The organism is Pedobacter superstes (genome assembly GCF_037622515.1).
In the GTDB taxonomy this organism is placed as follows: Bacteria; Bacteroidota; Bacteroidia; order Sphingobacteriales; family Sphingobacteriaceae; genus Paradesertivirga; species Paradesertivirga superstes.
The window spans coordinates 41,686-60,133 of the sequence record NZ_JBBJCN010000004.1 but is presented as its reverse complement, the minus strand read 5'-3'; the positions used below and the strand labels follow the sequence as shown (position 1 = coordinate 60,133).

Sequence of the window (18,448 nt, the reverse complement as noted above, 5' to 3'; positions counted from 1 at the left end):
TACAAAGTAAAGCATATTTTGTGGAAGTTTGCATATTCGATTTATAAAACATTTCATTATGGAAACAGCAATATCAGAAAGAATACAACCAGACACCTATACATTTAAAGAAGTACTGCATTTAAGAAAATCATGCCGGGGCTTTTTGCGAACAGCAGTGCCAGGTGACATGATTACCTCCGTTTTGGAAGACGCGCAAATGGCACCATCGAATTGCAATACGCAACCATGGGAAACGCATATCGTTTCAGGAGACAAACTCAAAGAACTTTCGGAGGCTCTCGTAAGAGCAAACAAGGCTGGAAGGTTATCGCCGGATTTTAGCTTTGAAACGGATGAATATCACGGTCGTTACCAGGAACGCTACTTTAATCTGGCTAAGACAATGTATGAGGCATTTGATGTTAAACGTGATAACAAAGAAGGCCGAAAAGAAGTTTCAGATCTTAATTATAAGTTCTTTAATGCCCCACATATTGCCATACCATTCATGCCGTCTTTTGGCGATAATGTTCGTGTAGGCAGCGATATAGGAATGTATGGGCAAACGTTTCTCTTATCTCTTACAGCGCATGGTCTTGCTGGTATCCCGCAGACATCGCTGGGCTTTTTCGCTGGAACCATAAGGGAAATATTGAACGTGCCTAACGAACTTAAAATGTTGTTCGGGATTTCATTCGGCTATGCCGACCCAGATGCGCCAGGCAATTCGTTTAGATTAGGACGTGATCCACTTTCGCACAATGTCACTTTTCATCAATAAAATATAGGGAGCATCGGTGTTCCGGACCAGTAAGGAATCGACCCACGGGTTTAAAATAGAAACTAAACATAGAAAGATATGAAAATAGGAATAGTTGGAACAGGTTCCATAGGAAGCATTTTGGCAAAGAAATTATCTCAAGCCGGGCATTATATAAAAGTAACCAACACCAGGGCAATGCCTGAATTAGAAAAAATTGCTGCCAGCTTGGGCGCAACTGCTGCAACCATACAAGATGTTGTGAAAGATGTAGATGCCATCATCTTCTCTATGCCATTTAATGCTTATAAAGATCTGCCGAACGACTTATTGAAAGAGGTACCTCAGGATGTAGTAGTTATGGATACTTCGAACTACTATCCTTTCAGGGATGGTGAGATAGCAGAATTAGAGCAGATGTCCGAAAGCGAATATATTTCCGGAATGTTGAATCGCCCGCTTGTTAAGGTGTTTAATAACATTTTAGAATATACCTTGAAACATAAAGGCAAAGCAGCCGGTGCAGACGATCGAATAGCAATCTCTATAGCTGGGGATAACCAGGAACATAAAAAAGTAGTCGCTCAATTGGTTGATCTTACAGGTTTTGATACCGTGGATGCCGGAAGTCTGGCCGAATCCTGGCTGCAGCAGCCAGGCACCCCGGCTTATTGTACGGAACTAAATGAAACAGAATTAAAACAGGCACTTGCTGACGCTGAAAAAGGAAAAGCTCCAGCCATCCGGGATCGGATCATGGATAGACTGAAGAGTAAAGGTACCTGGCCTGCCTATGAAGAAATCTTAGCTGGAAACCGTGAATTACAGATGGGTAAAAAGTAGAATGAAAATCTAACAACAAATAACAATGAAAGTTCTATACACAGCAGTTGCCACAGCTACCGGAGGTAGAGAGGGCCAGGTAAAAAGTGATAATGGCGTTTTGGATATACAGGTAAGAGCACCCAAAGCAATGGGAGGTGCAAATGATGAATACACTAATCCAGAGCAATTATTTGCAGCAGGTTACGCTGCTTGTTTTGATAGTGCGCTAAACCATACCATCCGCTTAGAAAAAGCAAAAACTGGCAAAACTTCAGTCATTGCAAAAGTGTCAATCGGCCCTCTCGAAGGTGGTGCATTCGGACTGGCAGTTGAACTTGCGGTAAATATTTCAGATGTTTCTATTGAAGAAGCGCAACGACTTACTGAACGTGCACATCAGGTATGCCCCTATTCCAATGCCACCAGGAATAACATCGAGGTAAGCCTTGTTACAACAAATAGTTAAAATAATGAAACCACAAGATATTGCTTATTCCATTTTAGAACTGGCACTTGTGCCCGAGGGCAGTACCATCAAACAAACGCTGAACAATTCCCTGGCTTTGGCCAAAGAAGCAGAAGGGTTGGGTTATATGAGGATCTGGTTTGCCGAACATCACAATTCGGAACATGTCGGCAGTAATGCGCCGGCACTACTGATAGGCTACGTGGCCGGAAACACCGAAACCATCAGAGTGGGTTCGGGCGGCATTATGCTCCCTAACCATTCGCCCTTAGTGATTGCTGAGCAGTTTGGCACCCTGGCACATTTGTATCCCGGCCGCATCGACTTGGGTTTGGGCAGGGCACCGGGTACAGACACGGCAACTGCCCAGGCTATCCGGTCAGATTTCATGCTGGCTGCTCATTCTTTCCCTAAAGAAATTGAGAAAATTCAAAATTACTTTTCTCGCGGTAATAGTGGTTCAAAAGTGAGGGCAGCTATCGCCGAAGGGACTGATGTACCCCTATATATATTAGGATCTAGCACTGACAGCGCACACTTAGCAGCCCAGAAAGGCTTGCCTTATGCATTTGCGAGCCACTTTGCCTCTACGCATTTACTTGACGCCCTGCACATCTACCACGAAGAATTCCAACCATCTGCAGCTTTAGAAAGCCCTTATACCATAGCGGGGATCAATGTATTTGTTGCAGATACAGATGAACAAGCCGAGCGTTTATTTACCACGCTGATAAGGATGTTTGTTGGGGTACTAACCGGAACCACAACTGCACTGCATCCGCCAACTGCCATGACGGAGGAATTGAGAGGCATGCTGCAACACCCTGCAGTGCATCAAATGCTGAAATACTCCTTTATAGGTAGCAAACAAACCGTAAAAGAGCAGGTTCAGGCATTTGTGAACGACACGAAAGTAGATGAACTGATCGTTGTAACCCCTACACATAGCCAGGAAGACCGGATAAAGTCGATTCAGCTTTTTTCAGAAGTTATGAATGATGTCAACGCAGAAGCTTCTCGTGCTCATCAAACAGTTTCAAAATGAGCGAAAGAAAAAAATTAAAGCTGGCTGCAAATATTGATGGCACCGGCTGGAACTTTGTGGGCTGGCAGCATCCGGACATTCCCTCGGACGCCAGTGAGAATATAGACTTTTATATCCAGCAAGCGCAGCTTGCCGAGGCTGCAAAATTTGATACGCTTTTCCTGGTCGATGTCAGCCATGTTGGTGCGGGCAATATCCCACATTACCTAAGCATGTTCGAGGGCATGACTATCATGTCGGCCATCAGCACGAAAACCGAAAAGATTGGTTTATCAGCCACAATTGCTACTTCCTATACTGATCCTTACAACGTGGCCAGGCAGGTTTTGTCGCTCGATAAGATTAGTAAAGGTCGGGCCTCTGTTAACGCAGTTACCTCCAATCCCGGCGGTATGGTCAATTTCAGTCGAGGTCATTTAACCAAGGCTGATCAATACCCGATGAACAAGGAATTTATGGAGATTCTGATCGGCCTTTGGGATACTTACGAAGATGATGCTTTCATTCGCGATAAACAACGGGGAGTGTACCTGAACCCCAACAAAATGCATACGCTGAATTACCGGGGAAAGTATTTTTCAGTCGCGGGACCATTAAACCTGAGCCGTTCGGTGCAGGGCAGGCCGGTACTCTATACCGCTGGCAGTTCGGGCACCTTTATGGATCATGCGTCAAGCTTTACCGACGGGGCCTTTATACATGGGCAAACGATGGAAGATACTATGCAAGTAGCAAATGGCATAAGGGCACGGTTAGCCGAGAAAGGACGTCGCCCGGAAGACTTTGTAGTGATCACCAGCCAAAACCCTATAGTAGGCAATACCGATGAAGAAGCGGTGGCTAAATATAAGCAACTGCTGGCATTTAGTCCAAGGAACAGCATACCGGTACCGCTCTTCTTTGGTTCGGCAGAGCGGGTCGCCGCTCAGGTAGCTTTATGGTATGAATCCGGTGCGATGGATATGCTGATGGTCAGGCAGGACCACCCGCACGGATTGAGGGATTTTATCGAACTGGTGGTTCCGATCTTACAGGAGCGTGGTGTTTTTAAGACCGAGTATGAGGGGGATACCTTAAGAGGACATCTGGAGATTCCGAAGCCAGCATTTAGAAAAGTAGGATAAAGATCATTAAACATTAAGATTTTAATAAAAAGCTAACCCAAATGGAAAATAAGCAAAATCCAACGGTACTCATCATAGGTGCCAGCGGAACAATCGGGAGTCAACTGGTTAAAGACCTCGAAGATAAACCTGTTAACGTTCGGATCACTTCCCGTAAGCGGAACGAGGTAGAGCAAATGGTAACGGAAGGGAAAGACTGCAAGTTTCTTGACCTTGATGATCCGAAAACATTTGCATTTGCTCTTGCCGGTGTTGATAGAGTATTTCTTTTAACAGGGTACACGGTTGGCATGCTCACGCAGAGTAAAACGTTAGTGGATGCTGCGAAAAAAGCAGGCGTTAGTCATATTGTACATGTGGGCGTATTTGCTGAGTGGGATACTACAGACGCTCACTTTGCCTGGCACCAGATGATCGAAAAATACATTGAGGCGAGCGGTATTGCCTGGACACACCTCCATCCGAATATGTTTATGGAAGCCCTTACAAGTGCTTACTTGCCAAAAAATCTCACCTACACCACTTATTGGGAAGATCGCAGGGTAGGTTTCATTGCTTCAAGTGATATAGCTGCCGTTGCGGCAAAAGTTCTTGTGGACGGACCTGGGCGGCACGGCGGTAAAGATTATTGGTTGAGTGTAGAGAGCCATAATGGAAAGGAAATCGCCCAGTTGATGAGTGAGGTAAGCGGGCTTGAAATTAAGTGCGAAGAAAAAGGCCTTGAAGAGTTTACAGAACTGATAGAAGCATGGATAGCTAACGGTGCTGACAGTTGGTACGCAAGCGCAAACATCGAATTTGTCAGGCAAATGCTTGATGGTAGAATGTCCTATATGTCGATGATCCAAAATGATATTCCGTACATCCTTGGCAGACCAGCAAAAACAGTTCGGGAGTATCTGGCTGAAAATAAAGAAGTACTTGTAGCTTCGGCTAATCAAAAATAGCAGATCTACTTTTGCTCACAGACGAAACATTTTGCCTGAGCAAAATTTAGGATGTATTGGATATGAACCATCACGAGATTAATATTTCTGCGGTTTAAACGATACTTGCTTTGGTTGGTATGTGTAAATGCCTCCCGAGGAAATTTTATTTTCAAAACCTGTGAATTGATAATATACAAGAGAATAGCAGTTGTCCCAAAAAACGAAAGAAAAACGACCCTCTGAATGAGAAATGGAGTATTAGTCCATTTCATACTTGAAAATCAGGAACAGCAGTGCGGTTCGACCTCCTCCGGTTTCATTTGCCTTAATAGGCCGTCATATCATTTAATGAAGCAATTTGCTTCAAATCTTCAATAAAATGGTTCGACATTAGTACGGCTTTGGTACAAACCCCTCTTTACAGTACGTAGAGAGGGGTTTTTGTTTTTTGTAAAACCTTTTAATGTTACCCTATTGAATATCCTACAAACAGATTATGGAATATTGTAAATTGGTGCATCTTTGTTTAAAACCTGAAGTTGAAAAAACTAAAGTTGATATTGAGCAATCCCTGTTCAGAGCGCTGGGATGACATGCTGCTAACCAGCGCAGGGCGTTTTTGTGAAAGCTGTGAAAAACATATCGTAGACCTCACTTCCAAATCGGATGAAGAGCTTATTCAATTTTTTAAAAAGAAAAAGGAAAATGTTTGTGGACGCATGTTGGCCAGTCAGCTTAATCGTGATTTAGTGATGCTACCTCCAAAAGCTAGTTGGCACTGGTTACTTCCTCTTGCTATGGGCGCAATTGTGGTTACACCGGCACTGGCAAACGAATTGAGACCACTAGTGGTAAATAGCGATCAAGCATCTGCTTTACTTCCGGCTTCTGTTGAGTCTGCTATTAAAGCCCCGGTAGTGCTGGATACCATTAGCGGGATAGTGGTGGATGATCGGACCGGTAAACCATTGAAAGGGGTGAAGGTCAGGCAGAAGGGTTTCGAAAATGTGCTGGCCTTAACAGATAGCACCGGTAAATTTAAGTTAGGCATTAAGGAAGGAACTGTAGCAACTGCGTATACGTTTGAGTTGAGTGGCTATTCCGGGATGGAGGCTCATCTAGACGACGGTATGGTGATTAAACTGGCAATTGAACCCAGCATTATCTTAGGTGGAATATCAACTATATCTGTAAATCAAGAGCCTTTGTACTTAGTTTATGCTGATAGAAAAAGTTGTGTCATAGACGCAGCCAAATTAAGTAAGATACCACCTGAATGGATAGAAAAACTAGAGGTATTAAAGGATGAAAAGGCAACTTCGCTTTACGGATCTAAAGCTGCGAATGGCGTGATACTGATCGAAATCAAAAAAGCCTATGCGAAGAAAATCGATTTCTCAAAGAAAAAGTAGAAATCTTACTTTTTCGTGCGTTGTTATAATATACTTACCAACTCGGCACGGTAGGAACTTAACTTCTTGACAGTTCCCAACTTGGAACACTTTAATACCGGGTTAAATTGAGGTTGTTATTTCGAATAGAATAACCTTATATCCTAGTCTCAAGAAAACGATCGGTTCTTCGAAGCATAAATCTCCGTCCATTCCTTGTAACAAGCAATCTTCACACATTATATGTGCAAATGCCTACGCAGTATGCACTATTGAACAAATGAGGTGGTACTTAAAAACAGAGCAATGCCGCTGCGGTTCGACTTTATCCGGCTTTGATTACGCTTAACATGCCTTAAAATCACTTAAGACAGCGATTCGCGTCAAATCTTCAATGAAATGGTTCGACATTACTCCGGCTTGGTTTACTAAATGGAAAATTGTACGAACTTCGAAAGGGCTGCTCATAAAAAAGCAGCACTTTCTCTTTGATTTTCAGCACGTTATCGTAGAAGGTAGGATCTGTAAAAGCGGTTCTAAATGACCATCCCCACATAGCAGACTATCTTTGAACACCCCACGAATTAAGGTATGCTTCTGAGTTATGTTACTTTTATTGTATCCTTGTTTGTTTGTCGGCCCTGCGAAGGGGGAATGCATATTTTTCGAAAGACTTCAGGATAGGTTTGGCGATACGTGTTTCATCGTCAAAAAAGCCTCTGCCCCGCATCATCGGCTCCCACCAGAACACGCCTCTTCCCAGCCCGTTGGGCACATTCATGACTATATCATTGACTGCCTGAAACCATTCTTTCTGCCCCTCAGGAGTTTCAGGAAATGGGAAAGCGACATTCTCGTGGGATGAATTTGTTTTCCAGTAGTAACCTGTTTCAATGACAATGATCTCCTTTCCATAACGCAATGCGGTCATTCTCAGGTTGTCTCTTAAATCCATTAAAGTGCCGTGCGACCATGGATAGAAAGAATATCCGATGACATCGTAATCGACCTTGAATTTCTTCATATAGTCAAAAAATGTCCTGGAGAATTCCTGATCGCCGCCATGGTCAACGTGAATCATAATTTTAACTTTTTTTTCCTTACCATCCACATCCCTTATAGCCATTGTCCCGGCTTTAAGGTAATCTGCAACATTTTCCCATCTGCTCTCAGCTGGCTTCGCGTAATTTATACGTCCGTCCGGCCATAAAAAACCATTACCTATCTCATTACCTATCTGAATTATCTCCGGCAAAACGCCTTCAGCCTTTAAGGAGGAGACAACGTGATGTACATACTCATATACGGCCGCTACCTTTTTTTTATGCGTCATGCTTGCCCATAATGATGGCGTTGGCTGCAACATCGGGTTAGCCCAGCCATTGCTAAACATCATATCCAGGGTAAAATGGTAATTATATTTCTTTACATCTTTAGCAGCTGCTATAACATATTTTAAATCCTGCGGAAGTCGGGATGGCTCATTACATATCATTAGTCGGGCCCAATTGAAGCCATGTTCGCTAAAGATCTGCAAAGCGGGTTTTTGTGTTCCGTCCATATCGCGAAATTTTTCTCCACGATCCTCGCGGGATTTTACAAAAGACAGATCAAGTCCGAAGGCATAATCGTTCTGGTAAGGAAGGGATTGAGCCAAAATACCGGATGAAACAAAAGATAGCAGAATGCTTAGTATTGATGGATTAATGAAAATTTTAAGAAGTGGTTTCATAATGTGGTTGATATATGTTTCCTTCCGAAAGATACAAAATCTATGTTTTTCTTTTCCAAGAGCATCAAATAAGCTTTTGTTGCAAAATTGATTGAAGTTATAGCGGTATAATGTATTTGGACTGATGAAGAATGTAATACGCACGATAAATGACCGCCGTTAACTGGTAGCGATGTTAAGTTTTCCCTTAGATGAGAAGGAGCCACATCTAAGCTTATGCTTTGTATTTTCAATTTTGACAACAACAAATTGCCATGAACGATACCCAACAAGTAATTAATTTCAACATAAGGTGCTTCCAGTGAGCTCCTTTTAAATTATTGAACATAAACGGCGATATCAATATCACTTATTGCTTTGCTATTATCACTAAAGAAAAAACCTTGCAAGTTAACTACCTTGCAAGGTTTTACAGAATTTAAAAGTACCTTGCGCGGGAATACTTTGAACACTTGGAACGCTTTCTAATGATTTCTGAAATATCAAGAATAGTGATGTCTTCATAGCGAAGTTAAAAAAATGGTCGACAAGTAAACTGTCTCCTCCGTTCCGCCAATATCAATAATTTTGGCATCAGGCGGAAGGTTCGTTTGGGCTAAAAGTCTGAGATTTTGCAGGTATTTCTTCGTCCAGCTTACTTCCTGTAAGGGTGCATTTCGGATGTAAAGCAATCCTGTTAAATCATGACTTGCACCCCCCAATTGAATTACTCATAGTCACCATCAAAGAACCCGAATTAACAGATGATACCAGAAAGGCGTTATTTAAAGATATGAAGGACAAGATGCGATTTGAAGCGACATATCAGATGATAAACTTTTTCCATAAGTAACTGTTGCTAATTAGGTTTGAAATGAAAAGACTGGCGATTATATCTGAAACAAGCTTAAATCCACTGGCTTCCGGCAAGTCAGATGCAGCCGCAGCTAAGGCTGAAGAATTGAAAACTGCTTTAAACAGTTTAAAATCACAAGGAAGTAAAATCACCCTATCAAAAACTACCGGGTTAATAGCATCTGCTAAAAATCTTGCGGCTCAAAGGGATGCATTAACAAAGCTGGCTAACGAAATGCTCACTCTTGCTAAGGCAGAGAATGAGTATAAAACAAATATATCAACCCACCTGCCCGATGAAAAAAGCATCCTTGTTAAGTAGCGAAAAGGAAATTAAGAGCCCTATTTTGGCTCAGCAATGCTGACTTGCGGAAGTGTGGTGGAAACTTTATAACTAATATTAAACTCTAAAATTATAACATGAAGGCTTTATTTTTGAATTTAATCGTCGCTTCCCTTGCTTTCGCTTCCTGCAATTCGGGAGAAAATAACAAACAGACAAAAGACACTGTTTCAAGTTCAGAAAATACCCAAATTTCAACCCAGGGAGGTTCTGTTCAGGGAATTTTGGATTCTTATCTCAAACTAAAAAATGCCTTAACCGAAGATAATGCTGCGGACGCTGCATCGGCAGGAAATGAAGTTGCAAAGGCGTTCGACCAGTTTGATAATGCTTCTCTGAATGAATCTCAGGCTAAAGAATATGCCGAAATTCATGAAGATGCTAAAGAACATGCAGAACACATTGCAGCAAATGCCGGTAACCTCAAACATCAGCGCGAGCATTTTGAGAGTTTGAGTCAGGATGTTTACGACTTGGTTAAATCTGTAGGTGGGGCCCGAAAACTTTACCTTGACTATTGCCCAATGTATAACAATAATAAAGGTGCAAACTGGATCAGTGAAACCAAAGAAATAAAAAATCCATATCTGGGGAAAGAGATGCCGGAATGCGGTACCGTGAAGGAAGAGCTTAATTAATATGACTACACGTAAGAAAATACTGCTGACAGCATCAGCGGTATTTATCATTATGCAATTCTTTCAACCGGAAAAAAATAACAATGAGCGCATTACAGGGAACGATATCAGCCGTGTATATCAGGTTCCCGTAAATGTAAATGCTATACTTAGAAATTCCTGTTATGATTGCCACAGTGATTCCACCCGGTATCCCTGGTACGCTTCAATTCAGCCTTTTGCGTGGTGGATGAATGAACATATTAAAGAAGGAAAATCGGAACTAAACTTTAATGAATTTGGTACCTATTCGTCCCGCAGGCAAAAAAGTAAAATAAGGGCTATTGAAGAAAGTGTGGAGGATGGTTCTATGCCCCTTGCTTCCTATACCCTGATCCATCAAAGCGCAAAATTATCAAAAGATGAAAAAAGAATTATTAAAGAATGGCTTGCTGAGATTGAAAACACTCGTCCTCGATAAAAACTAAAATGAAACGGATTATTCTCTATATATTTTTCCTTGGTTATATGAATGTTGCTTTCGGGCAATCGCATGATGACCATGAAACGTTGTCTCTTATGGTGCAATCAGAAATATACGTTTGTCCGATGCACCCTGAAGTCATAAGTAATAAGCCTGGTAAATGTCCTAAATGCGGCATGGCCCTGGTAAAAAAGAAAGGTAAAAGCTCGACACCAGCCAGACCAGCTCCCACGAAAAGGCCAAGCCCGCCAAAAGTTTCGAAGCCGGCACCCGTTGCTAAAAAACCACCTGCAAAACCGACATCCCCGAAGGCATCTCCAACTCCGGCATCTAAAAAGCCAACAACTCCAGCCAAGAACGAGGAGGTGAAGAATGAGAAGGTTGAGAAAGCAGGTCATCGGGTTGAAAGTCCGGGTCCAACCTCCAGACCCAGAACTGTTCGGTATGATTTATATGTAAACGATACCACAGTTAATTTTAGTGGCAAAAATAAACGGGCTATCGCTATAAATGGCAGTATTCCTGCACCCACGCTAACCTTCACGGAAGGTGATACAGCAGAAATCTACGTTCACAATAAAATGGATGAAGAAACTTCTGTTCACTGGCATGGGGTGTTTTTGCCTAACCGCTTTGATGGGGTTCCGAATCTTACACAAATGCCTATCAAACCGCGCTCGACCTATATTTACAAATTTCCTGTAATCCAGAACGGAACCTATTGGTATCATAGCCATACCGAACTCCAGGAGCAAAGTGGGATGTACGGTGCATTGATTTTCAACAAGAAAAACGAACCAGATATACCGGCGATTCCGGTCGTTTTAAGCGACTGGACAGATTTTAAGCCTAAAGAAGTTGACCGCTCTCTTCATAATGCTACGGATTGGTTCGCAATCAGAAAAGGCGCCACACAGAGTTATGCAGAGGCCATTCAAAACGGCTACTTTAAAACAAAGGTTATTAATGAATGGAAGCGGATGACGGCCATGGACGTAAGCGATGTGTTCTACGAAAAGCTCTTATCTAACGGCAAACCTGCTATTAAATATTCCCGGTTTAAAGCTGGCGATAAGGTCAAGCTTCGTATTATCAATGGCGGAGCCTCTACTTATTTTTGGCTCACATGGTCTGGCGGGAAAATAACAGTTGTTGGAAACGATGGTAATGACGTAGAACCGGTTGAGGTCGACCGCCTGATTATCGCTGTTTCTGAAACATATGATGTGATTGTCACTATTCCCGAGGATATGAGTTATGAATTTTTGGCAACTGCCGAAGATCGCACTAAATCAACTTCTATATGGTTAGGAGACGGCATGCAGATGCCTGCTAAACCTTTAGGTAAGTTAAAGTATTTCGAAGGCATGAAGATGATGAATGGCATGATGAAAATGAACGGCGATATGGCGCCTATGGGCATGGAGATGAGTAATCAGCAAATGGACATGAACAGCGTGATGTATCCTGAATCAACCGGTGAAGAATACGGAAGGTCGAAGGGAAAGCCAGATGAAATTGTGGATATGGACAAATCTGAAGTGGATTCAGTTCAAACCGATATGAACGCAGTTGAAACACAGGAGTCAACCGGCCATGATATGCATAGTATGCACGGGGCCAGCAGCGGTGACCTGGTAACTCTGAATTACGGCATGTTGAAGTCGTCGAAAAAAAGCACTTTACGGCCGGGGCCTTGGCGGGAACTTAATTTTGAGCTAACGGGTAATATGAATCGGTATGTTTGGACGATTGATAACAAAACCGTTTCTGAATCTGATAAAATTCTGATTAAGAAGGGCGAGAATGTCCGCATTATCATGTTCAACAATTCCATGATGAGGCATCCGATGCACTTGCACGGACATGATTTTCGAGTTATAAACGCACAAGGTGAATACGCGCCTTTGAAGAACGTTCTTGATATCATGCCCATGGAAAGGGACACCATTGAGTTTGCCGCAACTGAAAGCGGCGACTGGTTCTTCCATTGCCATATTTTGTATCATATGATGAGTGGGATGGGAAAAATTTTCAGCTATCAAAATTCTCCGCCAAATCCGGATATCCCAAACCCTAAACTGGCTCAGCGTAAATTATTTGCTGACGACCGCATGTTTCATTTTATGGCCGTAGCCGGTTTGGAAACTAATGGAAGCGATGGTGAAGCCATGCTGGCAAATACTCGTTATCGTTTGTCTACAGAATGGCGCATCGGCTTAAAGCCGGAACATGGCAATGAGAGTGAAACCTATTTTGGACGGTACTTTGGCAAAATGCAATGGTTATTTCCCTTCATTGGGTTTGATTACCATTATAATCCTCATGTTATGGATAATATGGAAAAGAATATGTTCGGGCAGATGAGTAATCAGAGCAACAGGAAGGCTTTGGTTGCAGGTATTCAATACACTTTACCAATGTTGGTTAATGCGGAAGCAAGAATTGACAGTAAAGGAAAATATCGTTTCCAACTGATGAGGGAAGATATCCCGGTAACGGGTAGATTAAGGGCAACTATCATGGGAAATACAGATAAAGAATATATGGGAGGATTGCGTTATACGCTTACTAAATACTTCTCATTGTCAACTCATTATGATAGTGATATGGGTTATGGGGCAGGACTAACTATCACCTATTAAGTGATTAATACTATTTAATGGGTTGAAAAGAATCATGACACAGTTCATGGTACACTCCCTCGGTTTCAAAAAATAGTCGGATTGTATGTTATTTTAATTAAATAAATGGCTCTTCCATTTGACATTATCATCTGTCATAGCGCCCTGGAAATTGTAAAACTCAAGAAAGAAGCTACCCGGGTAAACGAACTGGCCGTACGCAGATTTCAGGCATAAGTGCTTAACATGCAGAGTCTGCAGTATGATATTCTGGGTGCCAATGCTCAGCAGATACAGGCAGTTTACAATTACGAGCGAACAATTCTAAACGCTAATATTGAGGTTGCCAATGAATTAGCTAAAATTACTAACCTTGAAAAGAGCTATAACCTGAAATCGAAGGAGGTTGAGGCTGACGCAATCCATTGATATTTCAAACAGTCTGTTCCGCTCGGAGCGGGCGGATTATATGGAAGTATTGATGACCCAACGGGATGCACTGGAATCGCGATTTGATCTGGTTGAAACAAAAATGCAGCAGATGAAAGCTGTGGTTAACATCTAGCGTGCGTTGGGCGGCGGATCGAATTAGTCTCACTTTTAAGAATTAAACGCCAGCTTCGATCAGAAGCTTCGGGAACCATTCTTGCATTTTGTAAAAATGGTTCTCTGTTTAATGGGAAGACATTTCATAGATAAATTTTAGGTTTTTTAATTGAACGATAAAATATTACAGGTTGATGTAAATATCCTACAATGTAAACACCTCCAAGCATGATATATTTGTTATATAAATGCTAACCAGGCTGTTTGAACTGAACGTTCATTCTCTCTAATTTTCAAAAATTTAGTCCATCTGTAGGTTATTATGTATAACAATGTAAGGCTTTACTTATACCTCGCATTTATGGTCTTAAATCTGAAGGCCCAGGCACAGCTGAAATGCAATGTGTCGCACTATAATACAGAACACGGACTTTCTCATAACCGGGAAACTTTCATTCATAAAGATAAGGAAGGGTTTATTTGGGCAGCATCCTGGGATGGCTTAAATCGTTTTGACGGCAGCAGTTTTATTTCCTATAAATCATTTCCTGGCGATCGATATGGGCTGGCGCATGACAGGGTTGATGTTATCACGGAAGATGAAAAGGGCATCCTATGGCTGAAAGGTTTAGGCGAGATTTACAAATTTGATAAAAAGACTGAACAGTTCTCACCATTATCTGCAATAATTAGTGAGCTTAAGGAGCAGCATATTGACGTTAAAAATGTTAGTTTTTCAAAAGGCAACTATTTATGGGTCGTAACCAGAACCCGCGGCATCTTCCTTGTTAATAATATTAGTCCGAAAAACTATAAATGGTTCAGAAAGGCTGACAGGAACCGTAATCTTCCTTCTGATACCATTAATTTTTTGCACCAGGATAAACTCTCGAACGTTTGGGTAGGAACTACCGCAGGAGCGGTTTGTTTTGTTAAAAATAAGACGGGACAGTACAAAAAGTCAAACCATCAGCTAACAGTTCCCGGGAAATTAAATATCAGAGATGTGGATGAGGATTCCGGCAATATATATTTTAGTACCACCGAAGGATATGTCGTCATTTTCTCTAAGAAAACGAGACGCACCATCATCAAGAAAATAGCTAATAAAAGTCTGATAGCTATTCGTAAATCTTTGCATAATTCTTCGATTTTTTGTACCACGTCTCAAGGCGATGTGGTAACAATTAATTTGACTGATCTAAAAGCTAAAGAGGTAAAATTGTGCGACAACATACCTATAATTTCTATTTATCAGGACCGTACAGGAAATTTATGGCTCGAACCAGATACCAAAGGAATAATACGATTTAATATTAAAACAGGAGCGTCCAAGTGGTTTGGAGAAAGCCATAGCGCAAATCGAAATCCAAGTAGTTTTTATAGTGTCTTTGAAGATGAGAACGGAACGATATGGCTAAACATGAAGGGTGGCGGTTTCGGGTATTACAATGCTAAATACAACAGGATAGACCAATTTTACGAAGAAGGATTTGAGCAACATAAATTCCCGGATCTGGTTTATAATTTATATTACGACAAATCGGGGATCATCTGGCTATGTACAGAAAACGGAATCGATAAAATTCTACTGCATAACAATAACTTCTTACATCAACCATTAGTCGAAAATTCGACGCTTAAAGTCGACAATCAGGTTCGGAGCATTTTCTCCGACCGTAAAAACCGAGTATGGATGGGTTCGAAAAGTGGAACCCTGACTGTTTTTGATATAAATAAAAGGCTCACTAATCTTTTTATAAACAAACCTTCAGGTGGACTGGGTCCTGTTTATTGTGTTGCACAGGACAGGGGCGGAGTAATTTGGATAGGGACAAAATTTAATGGATTATTTAAAGCGGAGCCCATAAATAAGGAGGAAACGAAATACAAGCTCACACACTATGACAAGGCAAACAGCAATCTTAGCAGCAACGATATATATTCAATATTCGAAGATAACGCAGGCCGGCTATGGATAGGAACGATGGGAGGGGGGCCGAATTTGCTATCAAACATCAATGGCAAAACTTTTTTCTATAATACAAAAAATGCATTTAGAAGGTATCCAAAGGAAGGATTTAATCAGATAAGATACATTACTTCAGACAAAAATGGAATGTTGTGGATGACATCAACTGATGGGTTGCTGCTTATGAATGCAACCGGCAAAAATGTTTTAAATCCTGAGTTTAAAATCTATAAAAAGCAACCTGGAGATGAAAAGAGCCTGGGAGATAATGATATTCAGTTTGTTAGCCGGGATTATAAAAATAGAATGTGGCTATCTACTTCCGGAGGCGGGCTGGCGCTCGCTATTGGTAACAATCCTTTAAAAGCCCTTTCATTTAAAACCTACACCAGAAAGGACGGACTTCCGAGTGACTTTCCTATTTGTTCTATCCAGGATAAAATCGGAAATCTCTGGATAGCGACTCAAAATGGACTCTCAAGATTTAATATAAAGAAAAATTCCTTTACCAATTATCGCCAAAATTATGGTCTACCGAACGTTGGTTTTTCTGAAGCCTCCTGCGCGGTTACAAACGACGGAACAATATATTTCGGCACAGCAAAGGGCTTTTTGACTTTTAATCCCGCCAGAATCGATACTAAAAAAACAAGTCCTAATATCGTTTTTACGAGTATTCAAATCAATAATGAGGATATTAACATTGGATCCGGAGATTCATTACTGGACCTTAATGTAAACTATGTGCGCCAATTGAAGCTGGAATACAATCAGAATATTGTGGGCATCGATTATGCAATACTGGATTACAGAGGCGGTGCTAAACAAGATTTTCTATATCGTTTGTCGGGGCTTAGTGATACCTGGATTAATGATAAGGCGCGGCAAAGAGTTACCTACACCAACCTTGCCCCGGGCGAATACTTATTTCAGGTGAAGAGCGTAAATGATGAGTTTTACTCTAATATACCATTAAAAGAACTTCGTATCACTATTTTACCTCCGCCCTGGAGATCATGGTGGGCCTATGTTTTATATCTGATTGTTGCTTGCATTCTCGGGCGGATAGCTTTTCGAATTGCCCGTACAATTTTACGCCTGAGACAGGATATCACTATAGAAAAAAGAATGGCCAATCTTAAGGTGAGCTTCTTTACGAATGTATCTCATGAACTCAGAACCCCGTTAACCCTAATTCTGAATCCTATCGAAGAAATTGAACGGCGAGAAGTTCTTTCGGACCAGGGAAAAGCTTATATACAGGTTGTTAGAAGAAATGCAAGGCGCATGGTCAGATTTATGGACCAATGGTTAGATTTAAGAAAAATACAAAGTGGGAAGCAATGCGTAAATGTCTCCAATACGGAAGTAGTTTCTTTGGTTCGCAGCATTGGAGAATATTTTATCGAAATCCTCCGTGAGAAAAATATTGAACTTCAGATTTCATCTAATGTTGACGAATTATATGCCTGGATAGACGTAGAAAAAATTGATATCGTTATTTATAATCTTCTCTCAAATGCCTTTAAATACTCTCCTGAAGGCAAAAAGATTTGTATTAAAATCGATTGCCAGAGTAATTTAAATAAGTTTTTTATAGAAGTGACAGATGAAGGAGCAGGTGTTCCTGAAGAGAAACTTAATCAGATTTTTGCTCTGTTCTATTCCGAAGATGTTGAAAGGGTTCAAAACGCAACAGATAAAGGAATAGGAATAGGGCTGGCCCTTTCGCAAGAACTCGTGGACCTTCATCATGGTAAGATTTCGGCTAGAAACAACCAGTTATCCGGACTTACAGTATCCCTGGAACTAAGGCTGGGGAAGGACCATTTCGATAAATCCCAGGTTAAATTTATTGATTCTCCAAATCTTGATTCTCTTCATTCGCAAATTAGCGAACATATAACGGTGCCTGTTAAGGAACAGTTAGTTAAAGAGAATAAGCCAGATAGACCCTTAGTTTTATTAGTGGAAGACAACAACGAGCTTCGCAATATTCTTAAAACCCAGCTGGGTGAATTCTATAACGTGGAGGTAGCGTACAACGGTCAGGATGGATTAGAAAAAGCTTTAATATTGATGCCCGATTTGATCCTCAGCGATGTAATGATGCCGGTATTGAATGGCATCCAATTATTGGAGAAACTAAAAAATGATGAACGTACAAGCCACATACCTGTAATCTTATTATCTGCCAAGGCATCCATAGAAAGCCAGATTGAGGGCCTGAAATATGGTGCAGATTATTACATCACAAAGCCTTTTAGCTCCGACTTCCTGATGGCTGCTTTAGAAAATCTGATGAAGCGAAGAAAAGAAGTTTTTAACTCACTTTTAGGCAAAAAAGCAGCAGTAGATTTAAGTCCCGGTGAAATTGTGTTCACCAGCAAAGATGAAGACTTCCTGAAAAAAGTAATAGATATCGTAGAGAAAGGAATGATTGACCCGGAATTTAATATTGATAAGGTTGCAGAAGCCATTGGACTAGGCCGTACTACTTTCTATAATAAGTTTAAAAGTCTTACCAATATTACCACGGTAGAATTCGTTCGCGAGATGCGATTAAAAAGAGCGAAGCAATATCTTGATGCCGGTGAAACTAATATCTCCACTGTTGCTTATAGCGTTGGCTTTAATAACCCCAAATATTTTAGTACATGCTTCAAAGAAATGTATAAAATTTCGCCAAAAGAGTACGTAAAGAGCCGGGAAGATTGTTTTCGGCAAAGGGTGTAACCTGGTTTATCTTGTTTCTAAAATTAATAAAGAAAGCA

The 18,448-nt window shown here is 41.2% G+C and carries 14 protein-coding genes; 13 read left to right on the top strand and 1 reads right to left on the bottom strand.

All coding sequences use genetic code 11. The features are described 5' to 3' along the window. Nucleotides 1–58 precede the first annotated feature (58 nt). The 7 genes from WG906_RS12410 to WG906_RS12380 all read left to right on the top strand — a co-directional run bounded on the left by WG906_RS12410 (nucleotide 59) and on the right by WG906_RS12380 (nucleotide 6,543). Nucleotides 59–763: a nitroreductase gene (locus WG906_RS12410; protein ID WP_339992982.1), complete on the top strand. Its 705-nt coding sequence runs from the start codon at nucleotides 59–61 to the stop codon at nucleotides 761–763. A gap of 78 nt (nucleotides 764–841) precedes the next feature. Further along, complete coding sequence (locus WG906_RS12405; protein ID WP_339992981.1) at nucleotides 842–1,585, top strand: NADPH-dependent F420 reductase; 744 nt, start codon at nucleotides 842–844, stop codon at nucleotides 1,583–1,585. A gap of 25 nt (nucleotides 1,586–1,610) precedes the next feature. Next, complete coding sequence (locus WG906_RS12400) at nucleotides 1,611–2,033, top strand: organic hydroperoxide resistance protein (RefSeq protein ID WP_339992980.1); 423 nt, start codon at nucleotides 1,611–1,613, stop codon at nucleotides 2,031–2,033. A gap of 4 nt (nucleotides 2,034–2,037) precedes the next feature. Beyond that, complete coding sequence (locus WG906_RS12395; protein WP_339992978.1) at nucleotides 2,038–3,078, top strand: LLM class flavin-dependent oxidoreductase; 1,041 nt, start codon at nucleotides 2,038–2,040, stop codon at nucleotides 3,076–3,078. Then, nucleotides 3,075–4,202, top strand: a complete 1,128-nt coding sequence (locus WG906_RS12390) for an NtaA/DmoA family FMN-dependent monooxygenase (RefSeq protein ID WP_339992977.1) — start codon at nucleotides 3,075–3,077, stop codon at nucleotides 4,200–4,202. Before WG906_RS12395 ends, WG906_RS12390 begins: the two co-directional genes overlap by 4 nt. 41 nt (nucleotides 4,203–4,243) lie before the next feature. Further along, entirely contained in the window at nucleotides 4,244–5,149 is a 906-nt protein-coding gene (locus WG906_RS12385; RefSeq protein ID WP_339992975.1) for an NmrA family NAD(P)-binding protein, read from the top strand. A gap of 521 nt (nucleotides 5,150–5,670) precedes the next feature. Then, nucleotides 5,671–6,543: a hypothetical protein gene (locus WG906_RS12380; RefSeq protein WP_339992974.1), complete on the top strand. Its 873-nt coding sequence runs from the start codon at nucleotides 5,671–5,673 to the stop codon at nucleotides 6,541–6,543. 592 nt (nucleotides 6,544–7,135) lie between these two features. Here WG906_RS12380 and WG906_RS12375 read toward each other — a convergent pair. Next, nucleotides 7,136–8,254 carry a glycosyl hydrolase 53 family protein gene (locus WG906_RS12375; protein ID WP_339992972.1) on the bottom strand — a complete coding sequence of 373 codons (1,119 nt, stop codon included), beginning with the start codon at nucleotides 8,252–8,254 and terminating at the stop codon, nucleotides 7,136–7,138. 853 nt (nucleotides 8,255–9,107) lie between these two features. On the opposite strand from WG906_RS12375, the gene WG906_RS12370 reads away from it, so the two are divergent. From WG906_RS12370 to WG906_RS12345, 6 genes are all read left to right on the top strand, one after another. Further along, nucleotides 9,108–9,410, top strand: a complete 303-nt coding sequence (locus WG906_RS12370; RefSeq protein ID WP_339992971.1) for a hypothetical protein — start codon at nucleotides 9,108–9,110, stop codon at nucleotides 9,408–9,410. Between the two features lie 98 nt (nucleotides 9,411–9,508). Continuing rightward, nucleotides 9,509–10,069, top strand: coding sequence for a DUF3347 domain-containing protein (locus WG906_RS12365; RefSeq protein WP_339992970.1), 561 nt, complete (start codon nucleotides 9,509–9,511; stop codon nucleotides 10,067–10,069). A 1-nt stretch (nucleotide 10,070) separates the two neighbouring features. Continuing rightward, entirely contained in the window at nucleotides 10,071–10,529 is a 459-nt protein-coding gene (locus WG906_RS12360) for a heme-binding domain-containing protein (protein ID WP_339992969.1), read from the top strand. Between the two features lie 8 nt (nucleotides 10,530–10,537). After that, complete coding sequence (locus WG906_RS12355) at nucleotides 10,538–13,177, top strand: multicopper oxidase domain-containing protein (RefSeq protein WP_339992968.1); 2,640 nt, start codon at nucleotides 10,538–10,540, stop codon at nucleotides 13,175–13,177. A 225-nt stretch (nucleotides 13,178–13,402) separates the two neighbouring features. Next, entirely contained in the window at nucleotides 13,403–13,585 is a 183-nt protein-coding gene (locus tag WG906_RS12350; RefSeq protein ID WP_339992966.1) for a hypothetical protein, read from the top strand. Nucleotides 13,586–14,063: 478 nt separating this feature from the next. Beyond that, entirely contained in the window at nucleotides 14,064–18,410 is a 4,347-nt protein-coding gene (locus tag WG906_RS12345; RefSeq protein WP_339992965.1) for a hybrid sensor histidine kinase/response regulator transcription factor, read from the top strand. The last annotated feature ends 38 nt before the right edge of the window (nucleotides 18,411–18,448 follow it).

Coding starts and splice junctions, on each gene's coding strand:
- WG906_RS12410 (WP_339992982.1), top strand. CDS start 59: ATGGAAACAGCAATATCAGAAAGAATACAACCAGACACCTATACATTT.
- WG906_RS12405 (WP_339992981.1), top strand. CDS start 842: ATGAAAATAGGAATAGTTGGAACAGGTTCCATAGGAAGCATTTTGGCA.
- WG906_RS12400 (WP_339992980.1), top strand. CDS start 1,611: ATGAAAGTTCTATACACAGCAGTTGCCACAGCTACCGGAGGTAGAGAG.
- WG906_RS12395 (WP_339992978.1), top strand. CDS start 2,038: ATGAAACCACAAGATATTGCTTATTCCATTTTAGAACTGGCACTTGTG.
- WG906_RS12390 (WP_339992977.1), top strand. CDS start 3,075: ATGAGCGAAAGAAAAAAATTAAAGCTGGCTGCAAATATTGATGGCACC.
- WG906_RS12385 (WP_339992975.1), top strand. CDS start 4,244: ATGGAAAATAAGCAAAATCCAACGGTACTCATCATAGGTGCCAGCGGA.
- WG906_RS12375 (WP_339992972.1), bottom strand. CDS start 8,254: ATGAAACCACTTCTTAAAATTTTCATTAATCCATCAATACTAAGCATT.
- WG906_RS12370 (WP_339992971.1), top strand. CDS start 9,108: ATGAAAAGACTGGCGATTATATCTGAAACAAGCTTAAATCCACTGGCT.
- WG906_RS12365 (WP_339992970.1), top strand. CDS start 9,509: ATGAAGGCTTTATTTTTGAATTTAATCGTCGCTTCCCTTGCTTTCGCT.
- WG906_RS12360 (WP_339992969.1), top strand. CDS start 10,071: ATGACTACACGTAAGAAAATACTGCTGACAGCATCAGCGGTATTTATC.
- WG906_RS12355 (WP_339992968.1), top strand. CDS start 10,538: ATGAAACGGATTATTCTCTATATATTTTTCCTTGGTTATATGAATGTT.
- WG906_RS12350 (WP_339992966.1), top strand. CDS start 13,403: ATGCAGAGTCTGCAGTATGATATTCTGGGTGCCAATGCTCAGCAGATA.
- WG906_RS12345 (WP_339992965.1), top strand. CDS start 14,064: ATGGTCTTAAATCTGAAGGCCCAGGCACAGCTGAAATGCAATGTGTCG.